The organism is Bifidobacterium sp. ESL0800 (assembly GCF_029395355.1).
Lineage (GTDB): Bacteria > Actinomycetota > Actinomycetes > Actinomycetales > Bifidobacteriaceae > Bifidobacterium.
In genome coordinates this window covers 1,136,149-1,153,593 of sequence record NZ_CP113913.1, presented here as the reverse complement: position 1 = coordinate 1,153,593, position 17,445 = coordinate 1,136,149, and the positions used below count along the sequence as shown (strand labels likewise).

Genomic DNA, 17,445 nt, shown 5'->3' with positions numbered 1-17,445 from the left:
TCCGGGATGATGCCGATGACGATCGAGGAGGTTGCACAAGCGGTCAGCGGTCGCATCGTCGCACCATCCGGTTACGTCGTACCCGATGGGGCTGTGGCCACTTCGACGTATAGCGATTCGAGGCAGATCAAGTCAGGATCGATTTTTGTCGCGATCGCCGGTGAGCGTGTGGACGGGCATGATTTCGTGGCCGGCCTCGGCGCGAGGGGCGCGGTGGCCGCGTTGGTCGAGCGTGTTGTGAACGGTGTCGACGATATTACGCAGATCGTGGTCGACGACACTGTCGCGGCTTTGGGGCGTTTGGCGCACCATAATATCGTGCGTCGTCGTGAACTTGATTCGCCGTTCAGCGTCATCGGCATCACCGGGTCGGTCGGCAAGACGACTACGAAGGATCTGCTTGACTCCCTGCTTTCCACCATTGGCGAGACGGTGGCTCCGGTCGGTTCCTTCAACAATGACATCGGCCTGCCCTTGACGGCGTTGAAGGTCGGGGAACACACCCGCTTTTTCATCGCCGAAATGGGGGCCAACCATGTCGGCGAAATCGCCAATCTGACCCGTATCGTGCCTCCGGACGTGGCCGTCGTCCTGAAAGTGGGCGTCGCCCATCTGGGGGAATTCGGTTCCGTCGAACGCATCGCCCAGGCCAAAAGCGAGATCGTACAGGGCCTGCTCCCGGACGGTATCGCCGTCCTGAACGCCGACGACCGGCGTGTGGCGGACATGACAAAATTCGCGCCGGGCAAGGTGCTCTGGTTCGGATTGAACGGTGAGGCCAAACCTGAAGCCAGGCGGATGAGCGCCGCCGACATCACCGTCGACGCATTGGATCGTCCGAGCTTCACTTTGATGACGCCCGAGGGTTCCAGCGCACCGGTGCATCTTGGTATCGGCGGGGCGCACAACGTCATCAACGCGCTTGCCGCCGCCACCGTCGCCCGTCATTTCGGCATGCCGTTGGCGGATATCGCCTCGGGTCTCGGCGGTGTGAAGCATATCAGCCCGCATCGCATGGCCGTTTCCACCGTCGGTCTCGGCGATGCCGCGTTCACGCTCATCGATGATTCGTTCAATGCCAATCCCGATTCCATGAGGGCGGGGCTTGACGGGCTTGCACGCTGGGACGCCGCGGAAACGTCTGCGGGCCAGAGGGCGGGAAACGCAGACGCCGCGGGCACGGAACCTTATCGCATCGCCGTATTGGGGGCCATGCTTGAGCTTGGCGACGACGAGCTCGAACTGCATCGGCAGATCGGCACCTATGCCGCCGGCCTCAATATCGACGAGATCGTCGCCGTGGGCAACGAGACCGACCATCATTTCGACCGATTGGCCGAGGCGCTGGCCCGGGGTGCCGAACAGGAGAATAAGGACGCAGGTACGGCGCAAAGGCGCGGGCGTACCCCCGTCGTGGTGCAATGGGTACATAGTTCAGTTCAGGCCGAACGATTGGTCGCCGAGGCTGCCCGCCGGCACGGCAATACTGTTGTGCTGCTCAAAGGCTCGCATGTTTCGGGGCTTTCCGCCTTGGCCGAGCGTTGGGCGCATATGCAACAGCAGGAACGTACAGAAGTGGAGCCGAAACATTGATTTCCCTCATCATCGGCATCGTGGTCTCGCTCGTGGTCACGATGGTCGGCACGCCGGTCATGATCAGAGTGGTGCACCGGCTGCACTACGGCCAGTACATCCGTCAGGACGGTCCTCAATCGCATCTGTTGAAACGCGGCACGGCCACGATGGGCGGTGTGGTGATCATCTTCGCCGTCCTGCTCGGTTGGGGCGCTTCGGCTCTCTACCGTGGGCTTAGCGGCGGCCAGGCTGTTTCGTGGTCGGCCGTTCTGGTGCTGTTCGCGATGGTTTCGATGGGTGGCTTGGGATTCATCGATGATTTCGCCAAAGTGCGCAAAAAACAGAACACAGGGTTGAGCGTCGGCGGAAAATTCTTCGGCCAGTTCGTCTTCGCGACCATTTACGCGGTACTTGCGCTTCTGCTTCCCACCAAGTCCGGATTCCCCTCCGCGCAGGCGGGGATGAGCTTCATCGAGCATCCGTTCTTCAGCTTCGAGTTCGCTGGTAAGATCGTCGCCGTCGTCATCTTTGTGATCTGGGTCAATTTCCTGATGATCGCATGGACCAACGCCGTCAACCTGACCGACGGGCTGGACGGGCTGGCCACCGGTTCGTCGATGATCTCCCTGGCCGGCTACACCATCATCGCCTTCTGGGAGAGCTATCATGTCAAGGGCGGTCCGAAACCGGGTTATTCCTATGCGGTTTCCGATCCGCTGGACCTGACGATCATCGCGGCCTGCGCCGCCGTGGCATGCTTCGGATTCCTCTGGTACAACTCGAACCCCGCCACCATCTTCATGGGCGACACTGGTTCGCTGGCATTGGGCGGGCTTTTCGCCGCGCTTTCCATCGCCACGCACACGGAATTCCTCGCCGTGATCATCGGCGGCCTCTACGTCATCGAGGCGATGAGCGACGTCATTCAGGTCGGCTGCTTCAAGCTGACGCACAGGCGAGTCTTCAAAATGGCACCGATCCACCATCATTTCGAGCTGATGGGCTGGAGCGAGCAGAAGGTCGTCGTGCGCTTCTGGATGATCGAATTCATGTTCGTGCTGATCGGTCTCATGGTTTTCTATGCCGATTGGGCGTCGCGCACCGGATTGCTGCTCTAGAGGCGATACACGGATACAGCGTTGGCGGACAAGCTTGAAGGAAGGAAATTGAGATGCAGGCAACTGAGGATTCCGGATTTTCGTCGGTACGTCGTGGCGGTGCGGCAAACGGGTCATCGCAGCTCGATGTGAACGGCAAAACCGTGTTGGTGGCCGGTCTCGGGGTTTCCGGTCGAGGGGCGGTAGAGGCGTTGCAGGGCCGTGCGGGTCGTGTGGTGAGCGTGGATGAGAAGAAGCCCGAAGCCGATCTGCATTCCTTCGACGAAATCGATTGGAATGATGTCGATATCGTGGTCGCCTCCCCGGTTTTTGCTCCGCGTACGCCGTTCATTCTTGAGGCCCAGAGCCGTCATATTCCGGTGATCAGCGAGGTGGAACTGGCGTGGGGCCTGCGGGTCCCGGCCGAGCATTCCCAGACGCATACGCCCGCCCCATGGATCGGCATCACCGGCACCAACGGCAAGACCTCCACCACGCAGATGGTCTCCGCGATGCTCACCGGCTGCGGCTTGGACGCCCCGGCCGTGGGCAATATCGGCAAGTCCGTCAGCCTGGCTGCGAGCGACCCGAAACATGATGCCCTGTGCGTGGAACTGTCGAGCTTCCAGATGCATTTCACCGATTCTTTGGCACTGGACTGCGCGGCCATCACCAATATCGCCGCCGATCATCTCGACTGGCATGGCGGCATGGCCAATTACGCGGCCGACAAGTCGAAGGTCTTCCACGCTGCCCAACGTGTCGTGGTCTTCAACGCCGACGACGAACGTGTCACGGCCTTGGCCGAGGCTGCCCAGACCGGGCCGGAATGCCGGAAGATCGGTTTCACCCAACATGGCCCGAAACCCGGCCAGATCGGCGTTGTCGACGGTTGGATCGTCGATGCCAGCGGCCTGGCCGGAGCGCCTGAGGGCGATATGAACGCGCTGGCCAAGGTAACTGAATTCTCCCACCTGTGTGAACCTGACGGCACCGTATACCCGCATCTGCTCGCCGACGCCATCACCGCTCTCGCTCTGGCGATGGGCCTGGGCGCCGACCCGGGCCATTGCCTCGACGCCCTGCGTGCCTTCGCTCCCGGTGGACACCGCATCCAGACCGTCGCCACCGCACATGTGAAGGACGGCGGAACGGTGCGTTTCGTCGACGATTCGAAAGCCACGAACGCCCACGCAGCCCATGCCTCGCTTTCCAGCTACAAGCCCAAATCCGTGGTCTGGATCGCCGGGGGATTGGCAAAAGGCGGCCATTTCGAAGACCTCGTAGCCGATCAGGCCAAGACGATCAAAGCCGCGGTCATCATCGGCGTCGACCAGAAGCCGATGCTTGACGCGTTCGCCGCCAGCGCGCCGGATATCCCGTTGACACTTATCGATCCCAACGAACAGGCTAGCGTCATGGCCCGTGCGGTCGAGGCTGCGGGAGCCTACGCACAAAGCGGTGATGTGGTGCTGATGGCACCGGCCTGCGCCTCGATGGACCAGTTCGTCTCCTACGCCGACCGTGGTTCGCAATTCGCCGATGCCGCCCATGACTGGATGCAAAAGCATGGCTAGACGCGTATACGAAACCGAAGAACGCAAGTCGGGCAAGACGGCAAGAAAAAGGGCTCGCACCGGCCGCAATGCCGTGTCGGGGATCGGGCGGCGCGAAACCGAGGGCAAACGGCATTCTCCGTCGCTGGCCGATTTGTTATTTCGCTTGGACAAAGGCAGAAGTGCTGCCGATGAGCCCGAGCAAGCGGATACGTCTGACGTGCTTGCCGTTGACGACTATAGCGGCATCCATGCGCTGATGAACCCGTTGTGGTGCTACTACGGTTTTCGCATCGCCGTCATCGCTCTGACCTGTTTCGGCGTCGTCATGGTTTTTTCCGCCTCTTCGGTGACCATGATTGCCAGAGGGGCTTCGCCATGGAAACAGGCGATGATGCAGGGGGCCTACTGCCTGTTCGGCTTCGCCGTCTGCGCCTTGGCGATGCGGCCGCATGCGAGCAGTTATCGGAAATGTTCGTTCGCGTTTGTGGTTTTCTCGATTTTCCTCCAGCTGTTGACGGTGACGCCGCTCGGTGTCGAGGTCAATGGCAACAAGGGATGGATCGGCATCCCCAACAAGTTCACCATGCAGCCGGCGGAGGTCATGAAACTTGCGCTGTGCGTGTGGATGCCATGGGCGGTGGCTTCGGCCGTAAAACACCACAGGTTTGAAGGGGTAAAAGCCTATCTGCCCATGATATTCATCTTTCTGGCCTGCCTTGGTGCGGTGATGCTCGGAGGCGATCTCGGCACGGCGATGATTCTGGTGATCATCGGGGTCACGGCGATGCTGGTCGGCGGGTTCCCGACGAAATGGCTGATCGGAGCCGGCCTCGTCCTGGTGGTTCTGGTCGTGCTGTTCGTGGTGACCAGTCCGAACCGTATGCTCCGTATCACATCCGCTTACCGGCCGTGCCCGGCTTCGGCGTTGCAGGGGGAGTGCTACCAATCGGTGCATGCCAAATACGCCATGGCCTCCGGAGGCTTTTTCGGGGTCGGTATCGGCAATTCCCGCGAGAAGTGGAATTACCTGCCTGAAGCGCACAACGACTTCATCTTCGCCATTATCGGCGAGGAAACCGGGTTCGTCGGTGCCGCGGCCGTGGTCATTCTTTTCGCCATCCTCGGTTGGTGCATGTTCGTCATCGCCTTGCAGACCCCGGACAAGTACGCCTCACGGGTGCTGATCTGCATCGCCATCTGGATCGTGGGCCAGGCGCTGGTCAACATCATGGTCGTCATCGGCCTGTTGCCGGTGATGGGCGTCCCCTTGCCGTTTGTCTCTGCAGGTGGGTCGAGCTTGGTGATGTGTCTGTTCGCCGCAGGCGTGGCCACCAGTATGATGAGGATGCAGCCTCAGATTCAAGCCGGCATCGCCGCGTCGCGCGTGTGACCGGTTCGGAGGATATCGGCGAAACACCATGGATACAAGCCAAGGAAAAGGGAAGATGAAGCATATAGTATTGGCCGGAGGCGGCACGGCGGGGCATGTCAACCCGCTATTGAGCGTGGCGTCCGCCATCAAACGCGACGACCCGCAGGCCGCCATCAGCGTTATCGGCACCGACGTCGGCCTTGAGCGTGACCTGGTGCCACAGGCAGGCTTCGAGCTCGACACCATCGCCAAGGTTCCATTCCCGCGCCGTCTCGATATGCAGGCGCTGCGTTTCCCCGGCCGTTGGAGGAGGGAACAGAAGAAGGTCCGTTCCATCCTCGAGGCGCGCAAGGCCGATGTGGTGGTCGGTTTCGGCGGTTACGTTTCGGCCCCCGTCTACTCGGTCGCGCATTCCATGGGCTTGCCCATCGTGATCCACGAACAGAATGCCAGTGCCGGCATGGCCAACAAACTGGGTGCCCGCTGGGCGGATTTCATCGGTACTGCTTACGAAAACGCCGGTCTGAAAGCGCATGGAAACACCGAGATTCGTCGTGTCGGGCTTCCGTTGCGTCCGGTGATGGCGGAATTGTGCCAAAAGCTGGGCGATGACAGGCAACGCACGCGAAAGCTCGCCGCCGCGCAACTCGGCATCGACCCGACCCGTCCGCTGGTGGTAGTTACCGGTGGATCGCTGGGCGCGGTAAGCCTTAATGAGGCCGTCAGCGGTGCTGCGGCGGATTTGTTGAAGGTCACCCAGGTCATCCACCTTACCGGGCGCAACAAAAGCGCTGAGGTGGGTCAGCGTGTGAAAGCGACTGTAGGGGAGCAGGCGCTCACCGACCTGGACCCGGCCCATGCTGGGCGTGGCGACTACCATATGGCGCAATATCTGGAACGAATCGACCTGGCATTTGCCGCGGCCGATCTGGTGATCTGCCGTGCAGGCGCCGGAACGACGAGTGAACTGGCCGCCATCGGCATGCCCGCGGTCTACGTGCCGCTGCCGATCGGCAACGGCGAACAGCGCTTCAATGCACAGCCGGTGGTCGACGCCGGCGGTGGGTTGATGGTCGCCGATGGTGATTTCACGTCTTCCTGGGTGCGCGAGCACGTGCCGTCCCTGATCGCCGAACGTGAACGGCTGCAGTCCATGGGCCGCAAGGCGTACGATTACGGCATCCGCGACGCCGCCGAAACCATGGCCGGCATCGTCCTCGACTACGCAGGCCGCAACCGTTAATCATCCAATCCTCAGCCGATTACACCCGAAGTCTCGCCGAAAGTGCGGTTAAACGGCATCTTGGCAGCTTTTGAATGCGGTTTTCCAGCATGAATATGATTAGCTGCTGGTAATCGGCATCTGGATCGCTGTGATGTGCTGTTTTCCTGCATGAATGCTGTTTGCTGCTGGCAGACGGCATTTCGGTGATTGTTATGTGCCGTTTTCTAGCACGAAGGCGAGTTGATGCGTGTACTGTCGGCGTGTTTTTGCCGCAATGACACGGCAATTGCAAGCAGTCTGCGTGGGTTTGCCGCTCGGATGCCGACCAAGGCATGTGACCGGTGTATAACGGCATTAGTGATGTTTTTCTTTGTCAAACGTAGTGTCCAAGGAGCGTATCGTGCACTCAACTATCGGCTCTGAACCCATCCTGCTTGACCCGACGCGGGCAGCGTTCGGCTCGTCCGACACGTTGGCGACGCTGGGGCCCACCCATTTCATCGGCATCGGCGGGGCCGGGATGAGCGTGCTCGCCGAGATGCTCAATGAAGAAGGCGTCGAGGTCTCCGGCTCCGACCGGCAAGCCAATGCCAAAACCGATCGGCTGACAGCTCTTGGCATCAAGGTCTATATTGGCCAACGCGCCGAAAACGTGAAGGGTGCGCATACCGTCGTCTATTCCAGCGCTATCAAGCCCGATAACCCGGAAATCGTAGCCGCGGCCTTTGCCGGGGCGCATATTGTGCATCGTAGCGACATCCTCGCGTTGCTCATGGCCAGCAAATGCGCGGTGAGCGTCGCCGGGGCGCACGGCAAGACGACCACCAGCTCCTTGATTTCCCATATCCTCGTCAATGCAGGTGCCGAGGCCGATAGTGATGCCAATGCACAGGCCGGTGCGCGGGCCGTCACATTGGCCGACCCGAGCTATGCCATCGGCGGTTCCATCCAGGGCCCTGACGGTGTCGCCATCGACGGCGGACATGCCGGCGGCGGTGACGTTCTGGTGGCCGAGGCCGACGAATCCGACGGCAGCTTCGAGAAATACCGGCCGTCGTTCGCGCTGATCACCAACGCCGAAGCCGACCACCTCGACCATTATGGCGACGCCGAGCACTACCAGCGCGCATTCGTCGAATATGCCCGCCACGCCAAGGGATACGTCGTCATGTCCATCGACGACGAAGGCGCGCAGGCCATCGTGAGTGCTCTGCCGGCCGAGGTGGCGGCCAGGACGATTTGCTATACGACCAGGACCGTCAACGATATCGACGAGATCATTGACGTACAGGACATTGATAGCTTTGATGGTGCTCGCCACGCCGGATCGGACGCGAAGGCTGAGGATTTGGATGACAACACGGTCCAAGCTGCTGTTGCGGTCTCAAGTGCCCTCGCCCGTCCACAACTCGTTCATATCCTTTCCGAGCAGGAAAGCGCAGGAGCGGGCACTGAACGTTTCACCATTGAGCTGCCCGCCGGTTTCGCCGGGGTCGAGCAGGAACGTCGTGTACCCGTCGCCCTGCGTATTCCCGGCATCCACAACGCCCGCAACGCCACCGCGGCCATCATCGTCGCCACGCTGCTGGGCATGGACCCGGCGCTCGCGGCTCGCACTGCCGCAACGTTCAGAGGAGCCTCTCGACGTTTCGAGGTCAACGGCGTCGTTGACGGAGTGACGGTCGTCGACGACTATGCCCACCATCCCACGGAAATCGCCGCGCTGCTCGATGCCGCGCGCCGGCGCTACCCGGATTGTGCCATCCGTGTGCTTTTCCAGCCGCATCTGTTCAGCCGTACCAAGTTCTTTGTCGAACGGTTCGCCGCCGCGCTGGCCAAGGCCGACGATGTCGTCGTAGCGCCGATCTTCCCGGCACGCGAACGTCAGGAGGATTTCCCTGGCATCACCTCGCAGGTCATTGTCGATGCCGCTGCCGGTTTGCGCCATGACCCCCCGCAAAGGTGGATTCTCGCTTCGCAAGATCTGCAAGGCGGTGCCGAAACGTTGGTGCGTCACTCGAATCCCGGCGATGTCCTGATTACCGTCGGGGCCGGGGACGTCACTGCGATGGATGCTGCCATGCTGGAAATGCTCGAGGCACGTGCGCAGGAGTCGCACTGATGGTCGGCCGTCGTGTAGCCAGCGGGCGTGGAAGCGAGGGCGGTTCGCGCAGTCGTGGGAGAAGCGCTTTTTCCTCTTCCGCCGACGGGTCGCCGGCTTCCGACGATGAGGGAGCGGTCAATGATTTCGGCGTGCGCACCGGAAGACGCAGAAAAACCGAACATTCGGATTTTCGCTTTGGCGACAATGCGCAAGGCAATCCTCGCCCGTCACGTAAGAGTACGAAGGAGGATTCGTCGCGTCAGGCTCGTTCAGTGGTATCCGGCACATCAGTCGGCGATAGTGGAACCGTTGATGCGCACCGCAGAAAACGTAGGGTCGCTGTCTCGAAAACGGTGTCAGACCGGAACGAATCCGCCGAAGTCTCTGACAAGCCAACGTCCACCGGCAAAAAGTCGGTCGGTTTTTTCCGTCGTAGCCTATCTGTCAGGCCGAAATATGGAATCGATGAGCCACTGACGGATGCCGATGAAGCTTCGCAATCCGTCCGCTCGCCGCGTTCGGCATCCTCGGCCAGTGCCGTCACCAAAAGCACGCCCGGTGGTTTCATCGATGCCAGAGCGCTGAAAAACGAGGATTTGGTAGGGCAGACATTGAACCAGACGACCGGGGCGTTGGGAGTCGCGGCTCGTCCCAAGGTCATCGATTTCAACGCCCGGGTGAAGGAACGTCGGCGTGTCCACGCGTTCAAGACAGCGACCAAGGTCTTGGTCTCCCTTGCGATTGTGGCTCTTTTGGCGGCTCTTTGCTGGTTGCTCTTCTTTTCGCCGGTCTTTCTGCTCGATGCTCGTCAGATTTCGGTGTCCGGCGAAAATCAATGGGTCGGCAAGGCCAAAGTCGTTTCCATCGCCGACAAGCAGGCCGGCAAGTCCTTGTTGTTGGTCTCATCCGGCGATGTCGAAGATGAGCTCAAAGATATTCCGGGCGTTTCTATGGCAAAGGTCGAGAAACAATATCCGCAAGCGATGAAGGTGACTATCGTCGCGCAGGAGCCTGCAGCGATGCTGAAGACGCCTGATGGCAGTGAGACCGCCGTCGACGGTTACAGCCGGGTGCTCAACAAGGTCGGCAAGGCGTCGACCAAGGGCATTCCGGTCATCGAAGTGAACGATGTAAGAGCCGGTCTTCGCAACCGTTCCGTTCAGCAGGCCTTGAAAGTGCTGGATCTTCTTGACGGCAATATGCGCGGCTCGATTACCAAGGTGACGGCCAAAACGCAGGATTCCGTCACCACCGAGCTCAACGGCGGCGACCGCGTCATCATTTGGGGCGATGCCTCTGATATGAAACTCAAAAAAGCCGTGGTCGACAAGATCATCAACGATCCGACCAAGATCGGCGACAAGCATCAGGTCGATGTTTCGGCCCCGTTGCGACCGATTATCAAGTAGCTCGCGGTATTCGATTCGGGCTACGGAGGGAAGTACGGCTGACATCCTGTGATTGCCGAATTGCGTATGCTGAGAAAATCACGTTTTCCTGCTTATTTTTGTGATTATCTCTGTACTCTGATTCGAGATACAGTAAAAATCACATTTTTCGGGCTATTTCTGTGATTATCTCTGCACCCCATAGGCAGTCTGCGTGAATAGCTAGTGCTTGGCCATCAGTTCGTCGGTGTCGAAGAGGATGGTCACCGGGCCGTCGTTGGTGAGTGCCACTCGCATATGCGAGCCGAATCGGCCTTCTTTTACGGTGATGCCCTCCGACCGTAGCGCCTCGTTGAATTGAAGCCAGACGCGCTTGGCGTGTTCCGGTTTGCCGGCGGTGATGAAGCTCGGCCGGTTGCCATGGCGTACGTCGCCGAACAGCGTGAACTGCGAAACCGACAGGATCTCGCCGCCGACCTGGCCAAGCGAAAGGTTCATCTTGCCGTTTTCGTCTTCGAACACGCGCAACTTGCTGATTTTGCGAGCGAGCCAGTCGACCTGTTCCTGCCCGTCCTCGTCGCTGACCCCGACGAGCAGCACAAAACCCACGCCGATATGCTGCGGTTCGAACGAAGAATCCACCTCGCCGGTCGCCTCGTCGACGACATCGATATCGGCTTTACTGACTTTCTGCAATACGATTCTCATGGTTACCAAGTCTAGTCGAGTGATGGCTATCGTGATGAGTTTTGGCGTTTAAGAATTATTGAAGATGGTTGCTGACTCGTCGTCTGAATAATGGCGTGGGGAGGGGGCGACAATGCTGTGTATCCGCTCGTTGGAATACCACCCCAATTACCACCCGAACACCCTTTTGAAGATTTGGCGGCGGGAAGCAGCGATGTCCATGACGTTATATCGTCAACGCGACGTAGGCAACGACGTATGAACGACCCGCTAGACGACCCACATCCATCCCGGAAAGAGGGTTTTAAACCAAGATAAGCCCTCGTTGATGTCAGCGTGCAAACGGCTTGAAAACGCCGGAACCGCAACGAAAAACGCCGCCAAGGCGAACCCTGGCGGCGTTGAACTCGTGGAGATGCGGGGAATTGAACCCCGGTCCGATGACCGAACCCTCAGTCTTCTACGTGCGTAGTCCGCTGGCCTTTTGGCGGTTTTTCTGCCCCCATCCGTGTCGCGGACAATGGATGGCGAGCATATCTACAGTTAAAGTCCCTGAGTCACCCTGTGGTTCAATGGCTCAAGCAAGTCCTCTAATGACGCCCAACATCCTCCCGAAGACGAGAAGGAGTGGACGGAGCAGCAGCTCACTGGTTAATCCTGGCGCTTGGCTCAGGCAGCGAGTGCGAACTCAGTGCGATTAGATTTAGCACTTGTTGTTTCGTGGAGGTCATCGCGAGTGGACTCCACATTCTCGGCACGCTTCCCTGCGACGAACAGGTCACCGTCGAAACCGATCATCCCCAATCTTGAATTATCAAATATCAAGCCCGGTTTGCACCGGAATACCTAATATTAGCGTGGCTGGGCGACGAGTATTACTTGTACCTTCTTTGAGCGTAATTATTGAGAAAATCGGTTTGGCCATTCGAAAGTCAGTGGAAGGGCAGTCGCATATTGCAAAAAGCCGGCATTCCGTCCCTGTGTCGGAACGTCTTTTGTCTCTGTTTCATAATGTATCTGGAATATGCTCTATGCGTACCGAGTTCTTCGTTTCAATGACAATGTTCTTTGCATTATTATTTAATAATATAAAACATTGAAACGAAAAGGCATATATTGCAGATTCGATACATCGTTGATTTGCCAATAAACAGCGTTGTTTTTCATGTTTTTATTTGTGTGATGATTAATGATATGCGGTTGACACGCAGGAACTTTCTGATTTTTTATTTTGGGAAACATAGTGTACATTAATAGATGTGCGAAGAAGTAAATAGAGTTAAGCACGAGGGAAGAGTGGCTGTCTGGGTCGCTCTTTTACCTAGATTACGAGGAGGTACTCAGGTGAGAAACGTTAACACGGCGAAAAAGGTGCTTGCGCTTGCGGGAGCTGCGGCCATGCTGCTGTCGGTAGGGGCTTGCGGTAGTTCCAGCGGGTCCGGCTCCGAGGGCGGGAAAACCGTTTTGAAGCTTGCCGCTTTCGAGGGCGGCTATGGCTCCGCGATGTATCGTGAAGTGGCCAAGGCCTATGAAAAGGTCAATCCGAAGGTAAAGGTCGAGGTCACCACTTCAAAGAAACTCGGCGATCAGATCACGCCGGGCATGAAGGCCGGCAATTATCCCGATCTTATTGAGCTGGGGCAGGGCAATGAGTCCGGATTGGTCGAGACCATGCTCAAGGACAAGGCGATCGAGAATGTCACCGATGTCTTGGACATGAAGGTTCCTGGGGAGTCGAAGACGGTGAAGGACAAGCTCGTCCCCAACATCATCGGCCTCTATACCAATCCCTATGGCACTAAAGACACGTATCTGATGCCTATGTATTATTCGCCTTCCGGACTGGTCTATAACCAGACCCTGCTGGAGCAGAACGGCTGGAGCGTCCCGACGAACTGGGATGAGTTCTTCAAGCTCGGCGACGAGGCGAAGGCCAAGGGTATTTCCCTGTTCACCTATCCGACGAGCGGTTATTTCGATTCGTTCTTCAATGCCCTGCTCGCCGATATCGGCGGTGACGACTTCTACAAGGACGTCATGACATACAAGAAGGATGTCTGGAAGTCCAAGGACGCGACCGAATCGCTGCAGTTGGTGCAGAAGCTGGTTACCAAGTATCTGAATCCGAATACGGTCGGCTATGCCAATACCCAGGACTTCACCAAGAACCAGCAGTCCATACTGGACGGCAAGTCGCTGTTCATGCCCAACGGCACTTGGATCATCAACGAGATGAAGGATGCGCCGCGTACCGACGGATTCAAGTGGGGCTTCGCTCCCGTTCCTTCGCCCAAGGCCAACGGCACCCGTTACGTTAACACGACCGTCGAAGCCACGTGGATTCCTTCCAAGGCCAAGAACAAGGAAGAAGCCAAGAAGCTCATGGCCTTCTTCTATTCCGACACCGCTGCCAAGATCTTTGCCAAGACCGGCGCCATCCAGCCCATCAAGGGTGCGTCCGACAAGGTCGACGATTCCATGAAGGTCTTCTATGACGGCTACAAGATCCCCGGCGTCAAGGTCATCACCGGTTCCTTCTCCACGACCGCTTCGGTCGAGGGCAAGAACATCAAGGACGATCTCTACACCGCAATCGATTCTGTCGCCTCCGGCCATAAGAGCCTGGATCAGTGGCAGACGGCTTTGAACGATACCAGCAACGCGTTGAACGCCGCTGCGTCGAAGTGAGGTTCGCGCAATCAGGTATCTGAACGGCTTACGTTAGATACCTGATCGCCGGTAGTCCCGGTCTCCGTCGTATCCCAGACATCTGTACGATGGTCGTACGACGGAGACCATTGTTGTTTTCATATGGATTTTATGGAGAGGAACCTGATAAAGTTGTCAGTTCACACGCGTAAAAGAAAGGGCAAAAAATCCGAGCTTGAACATCAGCATTCCGTTTTCGGCTTGTTGTGTGCATTGCCCACGGTCATTCTTTTTGTCATATTCATGGTCATCCCCACTTTCAACGTCTTCCGCATGTCGTTCTTCAAATGGAGCGGATTCTCGGACGACAAGACCTTCGTGGGCTTGAGCAACTTCAAGACGTTGGCCGGAGATATGAATTTCGTCCATGCCTGCCAGAACACGGTTTTGTTGTTGGTGCTGGTGACGGCGGTGACCCTGCCTTTGGCGATTGTCTTTGCAGCGGTATTGCTGCAGGATCGAATAGTCGGCGCTGGTTTCCTCCGATTCATCATGTATATTCCGTCCGTGCTCTCCGCCGTCGTGATCGCGGCGATTTTCTCCGCCATCTATGATCAGAAGAACGGTCTGTTGAATGGAACGTTGGGGTTCCTCGGGCTTGGGGCTTTGAAACGCGTTTGGTTGGGAGACCAGAAGATCGTCATCTATTCGGTGGCTTTCGCGATGCTATGGCAGTCGCTCGGCTACTACATGGTGATGTATATGTCTTCGATGGCCGGTGTCGATCAGGAGCTGTACGAAGCCTCGGAAATCGACGGTGCCGGTAAGATTCGGCAGCTGATTTCCATTACCATTCCTCTTATCTGGCAGAATATCCGTACTACTCTCACCTTCTTCATCATCAGCTCGGTGAATTTGAGCTTCGTCCTGGTCACTGCGATGACCAATGGCGGACCTGATGGAGCTTCGCAGACGATTCTCGGCTATATGTACCAGCAAGCGTACACGAATTCCACCTATGGCTATGGCATGGCCATCGGCGTGGTCATCTTCCTCTTCAGCTTCCTGCTCTCCCTGATCGTCAATCAGGTCACCAAGCGCGAGATTCTGCAGTTCTAGGAGGTTTAGCACTATGAAGAACGCAAATATGGAAACGAAAACCTCCCATGGTTTTCACATGAAACCAGCCAAGAACCGCGGCGACGCCCATGCGTGGACGGTCGGCAGGATTGTCGGTGAGTTCGTCCTGGTCATCTCTGCTTTGATGATCCTCATCCCTGTCGTTTGGGTGTTCATCGCCTCGTTCAAGGACAAAAGCGAGTTCTACGGCAGTCCGTGGACCTGGCCCAAGGGCTTCCACTGGCAGAATTATGTCGAGGCGTTTCAGGACGCGCATCTGGGCAAGTACTTCCTGACCTCGGTAGTGGTTACGTTGGTGGCCATGGTCATCGCTTTGGTCGTGGCCTTGCCATGCGCCTACGTTCTGGCACGGTTCGATTTCCCCGGCAAGAAAATCATCAAGCTTGGCATCCAGGCCGGTCTGTTCATCAATGTGAACTACATCGTGGTGCCCATTTTCCTGATGCTTGTGGGTGCCGATAAATTCGTCATGAAATTCCTGCCTTCCGGATTTTTCGTCAATAACGCGTTTATCCTCGCGGTGGTATACGCGGCCACGTCGTTGCCGTTCACGGTGTTCCTCCTGCAGGATTTCTTCGCCACGATCCCCACGACCTACGAGGAAGCGGCGCTGATTGATGGTGCCTCGCAGTTCACTATCATGGTGCGTATCTTCTTCCCCATGGCCGGGCCCGCCATCTCGATGTCGATGCTGTTCAACTTCCTGAGCTACTGGAACGACTACATCATCTCCATGACCCTGATGACCGGTGAGAACAAGACCGTGCAGGTCGGTCTGCTCAACCTGATGCAGACGCAGAAGGCGGCGACCAATTACGGGCGTCTCTATGCCGGCATGGCCATTGTGATGATACCGGTATTGATCTTCTACGCACTGGTGCAGAAGAAGCTGTTGGAGACCTCTAACATGGGAGGAATCAAATGAACGAGAAGTGGCATGGTTTTTTGCTCGGCGCGTTGAAGTTGCTTGTTTTTGTGGCTTTCATCATCGTCACCATCATCGGGCAGCGTTCCACGTCGTGGTTGAATCTGGGTATCGAATGCATTGGTCTGGCCGGAGTCGTTTTCATGCTTTGGCTATACAACCATTCGCAGCGATAGCTATCCAAAGGTGAATTGATACAAGATGAACGAGGATTACCTCGCCAATATCCGGCCGTCGCATCGCCAGCTTCATTGGCAGCACATGGAGATGTACGCATTCATCCATTTTGGCATGAACACCATGACCGACAGGGAATGGGGACTGGGAAACGAAGACCCAGAACTCTTCGATCCCGATGCCTTGGATGTCGATCAATGGATGGATGCGCTTGCATCGGCCGGAATGACCGGTGTTATTTTGACATGCAAGCATCACGACGGCTTCTGCTTGTGGCCGTCCGCCTACACTGAGCATACGCTCGCTTCCAGCCCATGGAAAGGCGGGAAAGGTGATCTGGTCCGTGAGGTCAGTGACTCGGCCCGCAGGCATGGCATGGAATTCGGCATCTATCTTTCCCCCTGGGATCGCACCGAGCGCACCTACGGTGAGGGCAAGGCATATGACGATTTTTATGTTGGCCAGCTCATCGAGCTGCTCACCCATTACGGGCCGATCTTCTCGGTATGGCTCGACGGCGCCTGCGGCGAAGGTGCGAATGGACGTAAGCAGACCTATGACTGGCAACGTTACTACCACGTGATCCGAGCCCTGCAACCCGAAGCCGTCATCAGCGTCTGTGGCCCTGATGTACGGTGGTGCGGCAACGAGGCGGGGCATACCAGAGCCAATGAATGGAGCGTCGTTCCGGAGTCGTTGCGTTCTGCGGAATTGACGGCATCGAAATCGCAACATAGCGATGACGGGCGTTTTTCCAGAGTCGTAAGCTCCGATACCGATGATTTGGGTTCCAGAAAGGCGTTGCAGGGCTATACCGGCCCTCTGGCATGGTATCCCGCCGAGGTCAACACTTCTTCCAGGCACGGTTGGTTCCACCATCCCGCTGAAGACAGCCAGGTCCGCTCGGCAGACGAGATGTTCGAGATCTGGTGCCGTAGCGTCGGAGGAAACTCGACGCTGTTGCTGAATGTGCCGCCGAACAAGCATGGTCTCCTCGCTCAATCGGATGTCGACATGCTTCGGGGGCTCGGCCAAAGAATTCAGGATTTCAAATCACGCTGCATTACCGATGGCGTCCATATCGGCTTTTCGTCGAATGGTGATGATGAGCTCGCCGAACGATTGCTCTCGCCGGCTGATGACGGCTCGTTCTGGGCGCCTGCCGCGGATGATGGAAAGCCTGGAATCGAGATCGATTTCGATGTGCCGCGTCGGGTGGAAGCCGTGGTCTTGCGTGAGCAGATTCGGCAGGGACAGCGCATCGATCGGTTGAACGTCTACCTCGACGGACGTCTGGCGGTCAGTGCGGGGTCGGTGGGTTATCAAAGAATCCTGCGTTTTGAGCCGCAGACGGTCAAGCGGGTTTCCGTGGTAATCACCGAATCCAGACTTCAACCGACACTTGCGCTGGCAGTAGCGGTAGGGGGATGAAGCGGCAACGTCGGGATCGGATTGACGGGGATTCCCGGATTGCAGTAACCGGGTCCTGCCTCTGAACGACGGTTTTGCGTGATTGTCTTTAAAGCGAATTGCTGTGGAAATCAGCA

The 17,445-nt window shown here is 57.6% G+C and carries 13 protein-coding genes and 1 other RNA gene; 12 read left to right on the top strand and 2 right to left on the bottom strand.

Features of this window, described 5'->3' with window-relative positions; translation table 11 throughout:
* Positions 1 to 6: 6 nt before the first annotated feature.
* The 7 genes from OZX75_RS04665 (at position 7) to OZX75_RS04635 (ending at position 10,341) form a co-directional block, all read left to right on the top strand.
* Complete coding sequence (locus OZX75_RS04665) at positions 7 to 1,593, top strand: UDP-N-acetylmuramoyl-tripeptide--D-alanyl-D-alanine ligase (protein WP_277147407.1); 1,587 nt, start codon at positions 7 to 9, stop codon at positions 1,591 to 1,593.
* Positions 1,590 to 2,693: a phospho-N-acetylmuramoyl-pentapeptide-transferase gene (gene mraY / locus OZX75_RS04660; protein ID WP_277145524.1), complete on the top strand. Its 1,104-nt coding sequence runs from the start codon at positions 1,590 to 1,592 to the stop codon at positions 2,691 to 2,693. The genes OZX75_RS04665 and mraY overlap by 4 nt, the downstream gene beginning before the upstream one ends.
* A gap of 143 nt (positions 2,694 to 2,836) precedes the next feature.
* A complete protein-coding gene (murD, locus tag OZX75_RS04655; RefSeq protein ID WP_277147405.1) occupies positions 2,837 to 4,249 on the top strand; it encodes a UDP-N-acetylmuramoyl-L-alanine--D-glutamate ligase in 1,413 nt (470 codons plus the stop codon).
* A complete protein-coding gene (locus OZX75_RS04650; RefSeq protein WP_277145523.1) occupies positions 4,242 to 5,621 on the top strand; it encodes a peptidoglycan glycosyltransferase FtsW in 1,380 nt (459 codons plus the stop codon). The genes murD and OZX75_RS04650 overlap by 8 nt, the downstream gene beginning before the upstream one ends.
* A gap of 55 nt (positions 5,622 to 5,676) precedes the next feature.
* Positions 5,677 to 6,846, top strand: a complete 1,170-nt coding sequence (locus tag OZX75_RS04645; protein ID WP_277145522.1) for a UDP-N-acetylglucosamine--N-acetylmuramyl-(pentapeptide) pyrophosphoryl-undecaprenol N-acetylglucosamine transferase — start codon at positions 5,677 to 5,679, stop codon at positions 6,844 to 6,846.
* A gap of 379 nt (positions 6,847 to 7,225) precedes the next feature.
* On the top strand, positions 7,226 to 8,950 hold the full coding sequence (locus OZX75_RS04640) for a UDP-N-acetylmuramate--L-alanine ligase (protein ID WP_525930279.1): 1,725 nt from the start codon (positions 7,226 to 7,228) through the stop codon (positions 8,948 to 8,950).
* On the top strand, positions 8,950 to 10,341 hold the full coding sequence (locus OZX75_RS04635) for a cell division protein FtsQ/DivIB (RefSeq protein WP_277145520.1): 1,392 nt from the start codon (positions 8,950 to 8,952) through the stop codon (positions 10,339 to 10,341). Before OZX75_RS04640 ends, OZX75_RS04635 begins: the two co-directional genes overlap by 1 nt.
* A 201-nt stretch (positions 10,342 to 10,542) precedes the next feature.
* On the opposite strand, the gene dtd is transcribed toward OZX75_RS04635, so the two are convergent.
* Both dtd and ssrA read right to left on the bottom strand, forming a co-directional pair.
* Complete coding sequence (gene dtd, locus OZX75_RS04630) at positions 10,543 to 11,028, bottom strand: D-aminoacyl-tRNA deacylase (protein WP_277145519.1); 486 nt, start codon at positions 11,026 to 11,028, stop codon at positions 10,543 to 10,545.
* 386 nt (positions 11,029 to 11,414) lie between these two features.
* Positions 11,415 to 11,809, bottom strand: a transfer-messenger RNA (tmRNA) gene (gene ssrA / locus OZX75_RS04625).
* A gap of 542 nt (positions 11,810 to 12,351) precedes the next feature.
* Here ssrA and OZX75_RS04620 point away from each other — a divergent pair.
* The 5 genes from OZX75_RS04620 (at position 12,352) to OZX75_RS04600 (ending at position 17,329) form a co-directional block, all read left to right on the top strand.
* On the top strand, positions 12,352 to 13,695 hold the full coding sequence (locus OZX75_RS04620; RefSeq protein ID WP_277145518.1) for a carbohydrate ABC transporter substrate-binding protein: 1,344 nt from the start codon (positions 12,352 to 12,354) through the stop codon (positions 13,693 to 13,695).
* 264 nt (positions 13,696 to 13,959) lie between these two features.
* Positions 13,960 to 14,775 carry a carbohydrate ABC transporter permease gene (locus OZX75_RS04615; RefSeq protein ID WP_277145517.1) on the top strand — a complete coding sequence of 272 codons (816 nt, stop codon included), beginning with the start codon at positions 13,960 to 13,962 and terminating at the stop codon, positions 14,773 to 14,775.
* Between the two features lie 13 nt (positions 14,776 to 14,788).
* Positions 14,789 to 15,721, top strand: coding sequence for a carbohydrate ABC transporter permease (locus OZX75_RS04610; protein WP_277145516.1), 933 nt, complete (start codon positions 14,789 to 14,791; stop codon positions 15,719 to 15,721).
* On the top strand, positions 15,718 to 15,897 hold the full coding sequence (locus OZX75_RS04605; RefSeq protein WP_277145515.1) for a DUF6903 family protein: 180 nt from the start codon (positions 15,718 to 15,720) through the stop codon (positions 15,895 to 15,897). The genes OZX75_RS04610 and OZX75_RS04605 overlap by 4 nt, the downstream gene beginning before the upstream one ends.
* A gap of 25 nt (positions 15,898 to 15,922) precedes the next feature.
* Entirely contained in the window at positions 15,923 to 17,329 is a 1,407-nt protein-coding gene (locus OZX75_RS04600; RefSeq protein WP_277145514.1) for an alpha-L-fucosidase, read from the top strand.
* Positions 17,330 to 17,445: the final 116 nt, after the last annotated feature.

Coding starts and splice junctions, on each gene's coding strand:
- OZX75_RS04665 (WP_277147407.1), top strand. CDS start 7: ATGATGCCGATGACGATCGAGGAGGTTGCACAAGCGGTCAGCGGTCGC.
- OZX75_RS04650 (WP_277145523.1), top strand. CDS start 4,242: ATGGCTAGACGCGTATACGAAACCGAAGAACGCAAGTCGGGCAAGACG.
- OZX75_RS04645 (WP_277145522.1), top strand. CDS start 5,677: ATGAAGCATATAGTATTGGCCGGAGGCGGCACGGCGGGGCATGTCAAC.
- OZX75_RS04635 (WP_277145520.1), top strand. CDS start 8,950: ATGGTCGGCCGTCGTGTAGCCAGCGGGCGTGGAAGCGAGGGCGGTTCG.
- dtd (WP_277145519.1), bottom strand. CDS start 11,028: ATGAGAATCGTATTGCAGAAAGTCAGTAAAGCCGATATCGATGTCGTC.
- OZX75_RS04615 (WP_277145517.1), top strand. CDS start 13,960: ATGGTCATCCCCACTTTCAACGTCTTCCGCATGTCGTTCTTCAAATGG.
- OZX75_RS04610 (WP_277145516.1), top strand. CDS start 14,789: ATGAAGAACGCAAATATGGAAACGAAAACCTCCCATGGTTTTCACATG.
- OZX75_RS04605 (WP_277145515.1), top strand. CDS start 15,718: ATGAACGAGAAGTGGCATGGTTTTTTGCTCGGCGCGTTGAAGTTGCTT.
- OZX75_RS04600 (WP_277145514.1), top strand. CDS start 15,923: ATGAACGAGGATTACCTCGCCAATATCCGGCCGTCGCATCGCCAGCTT.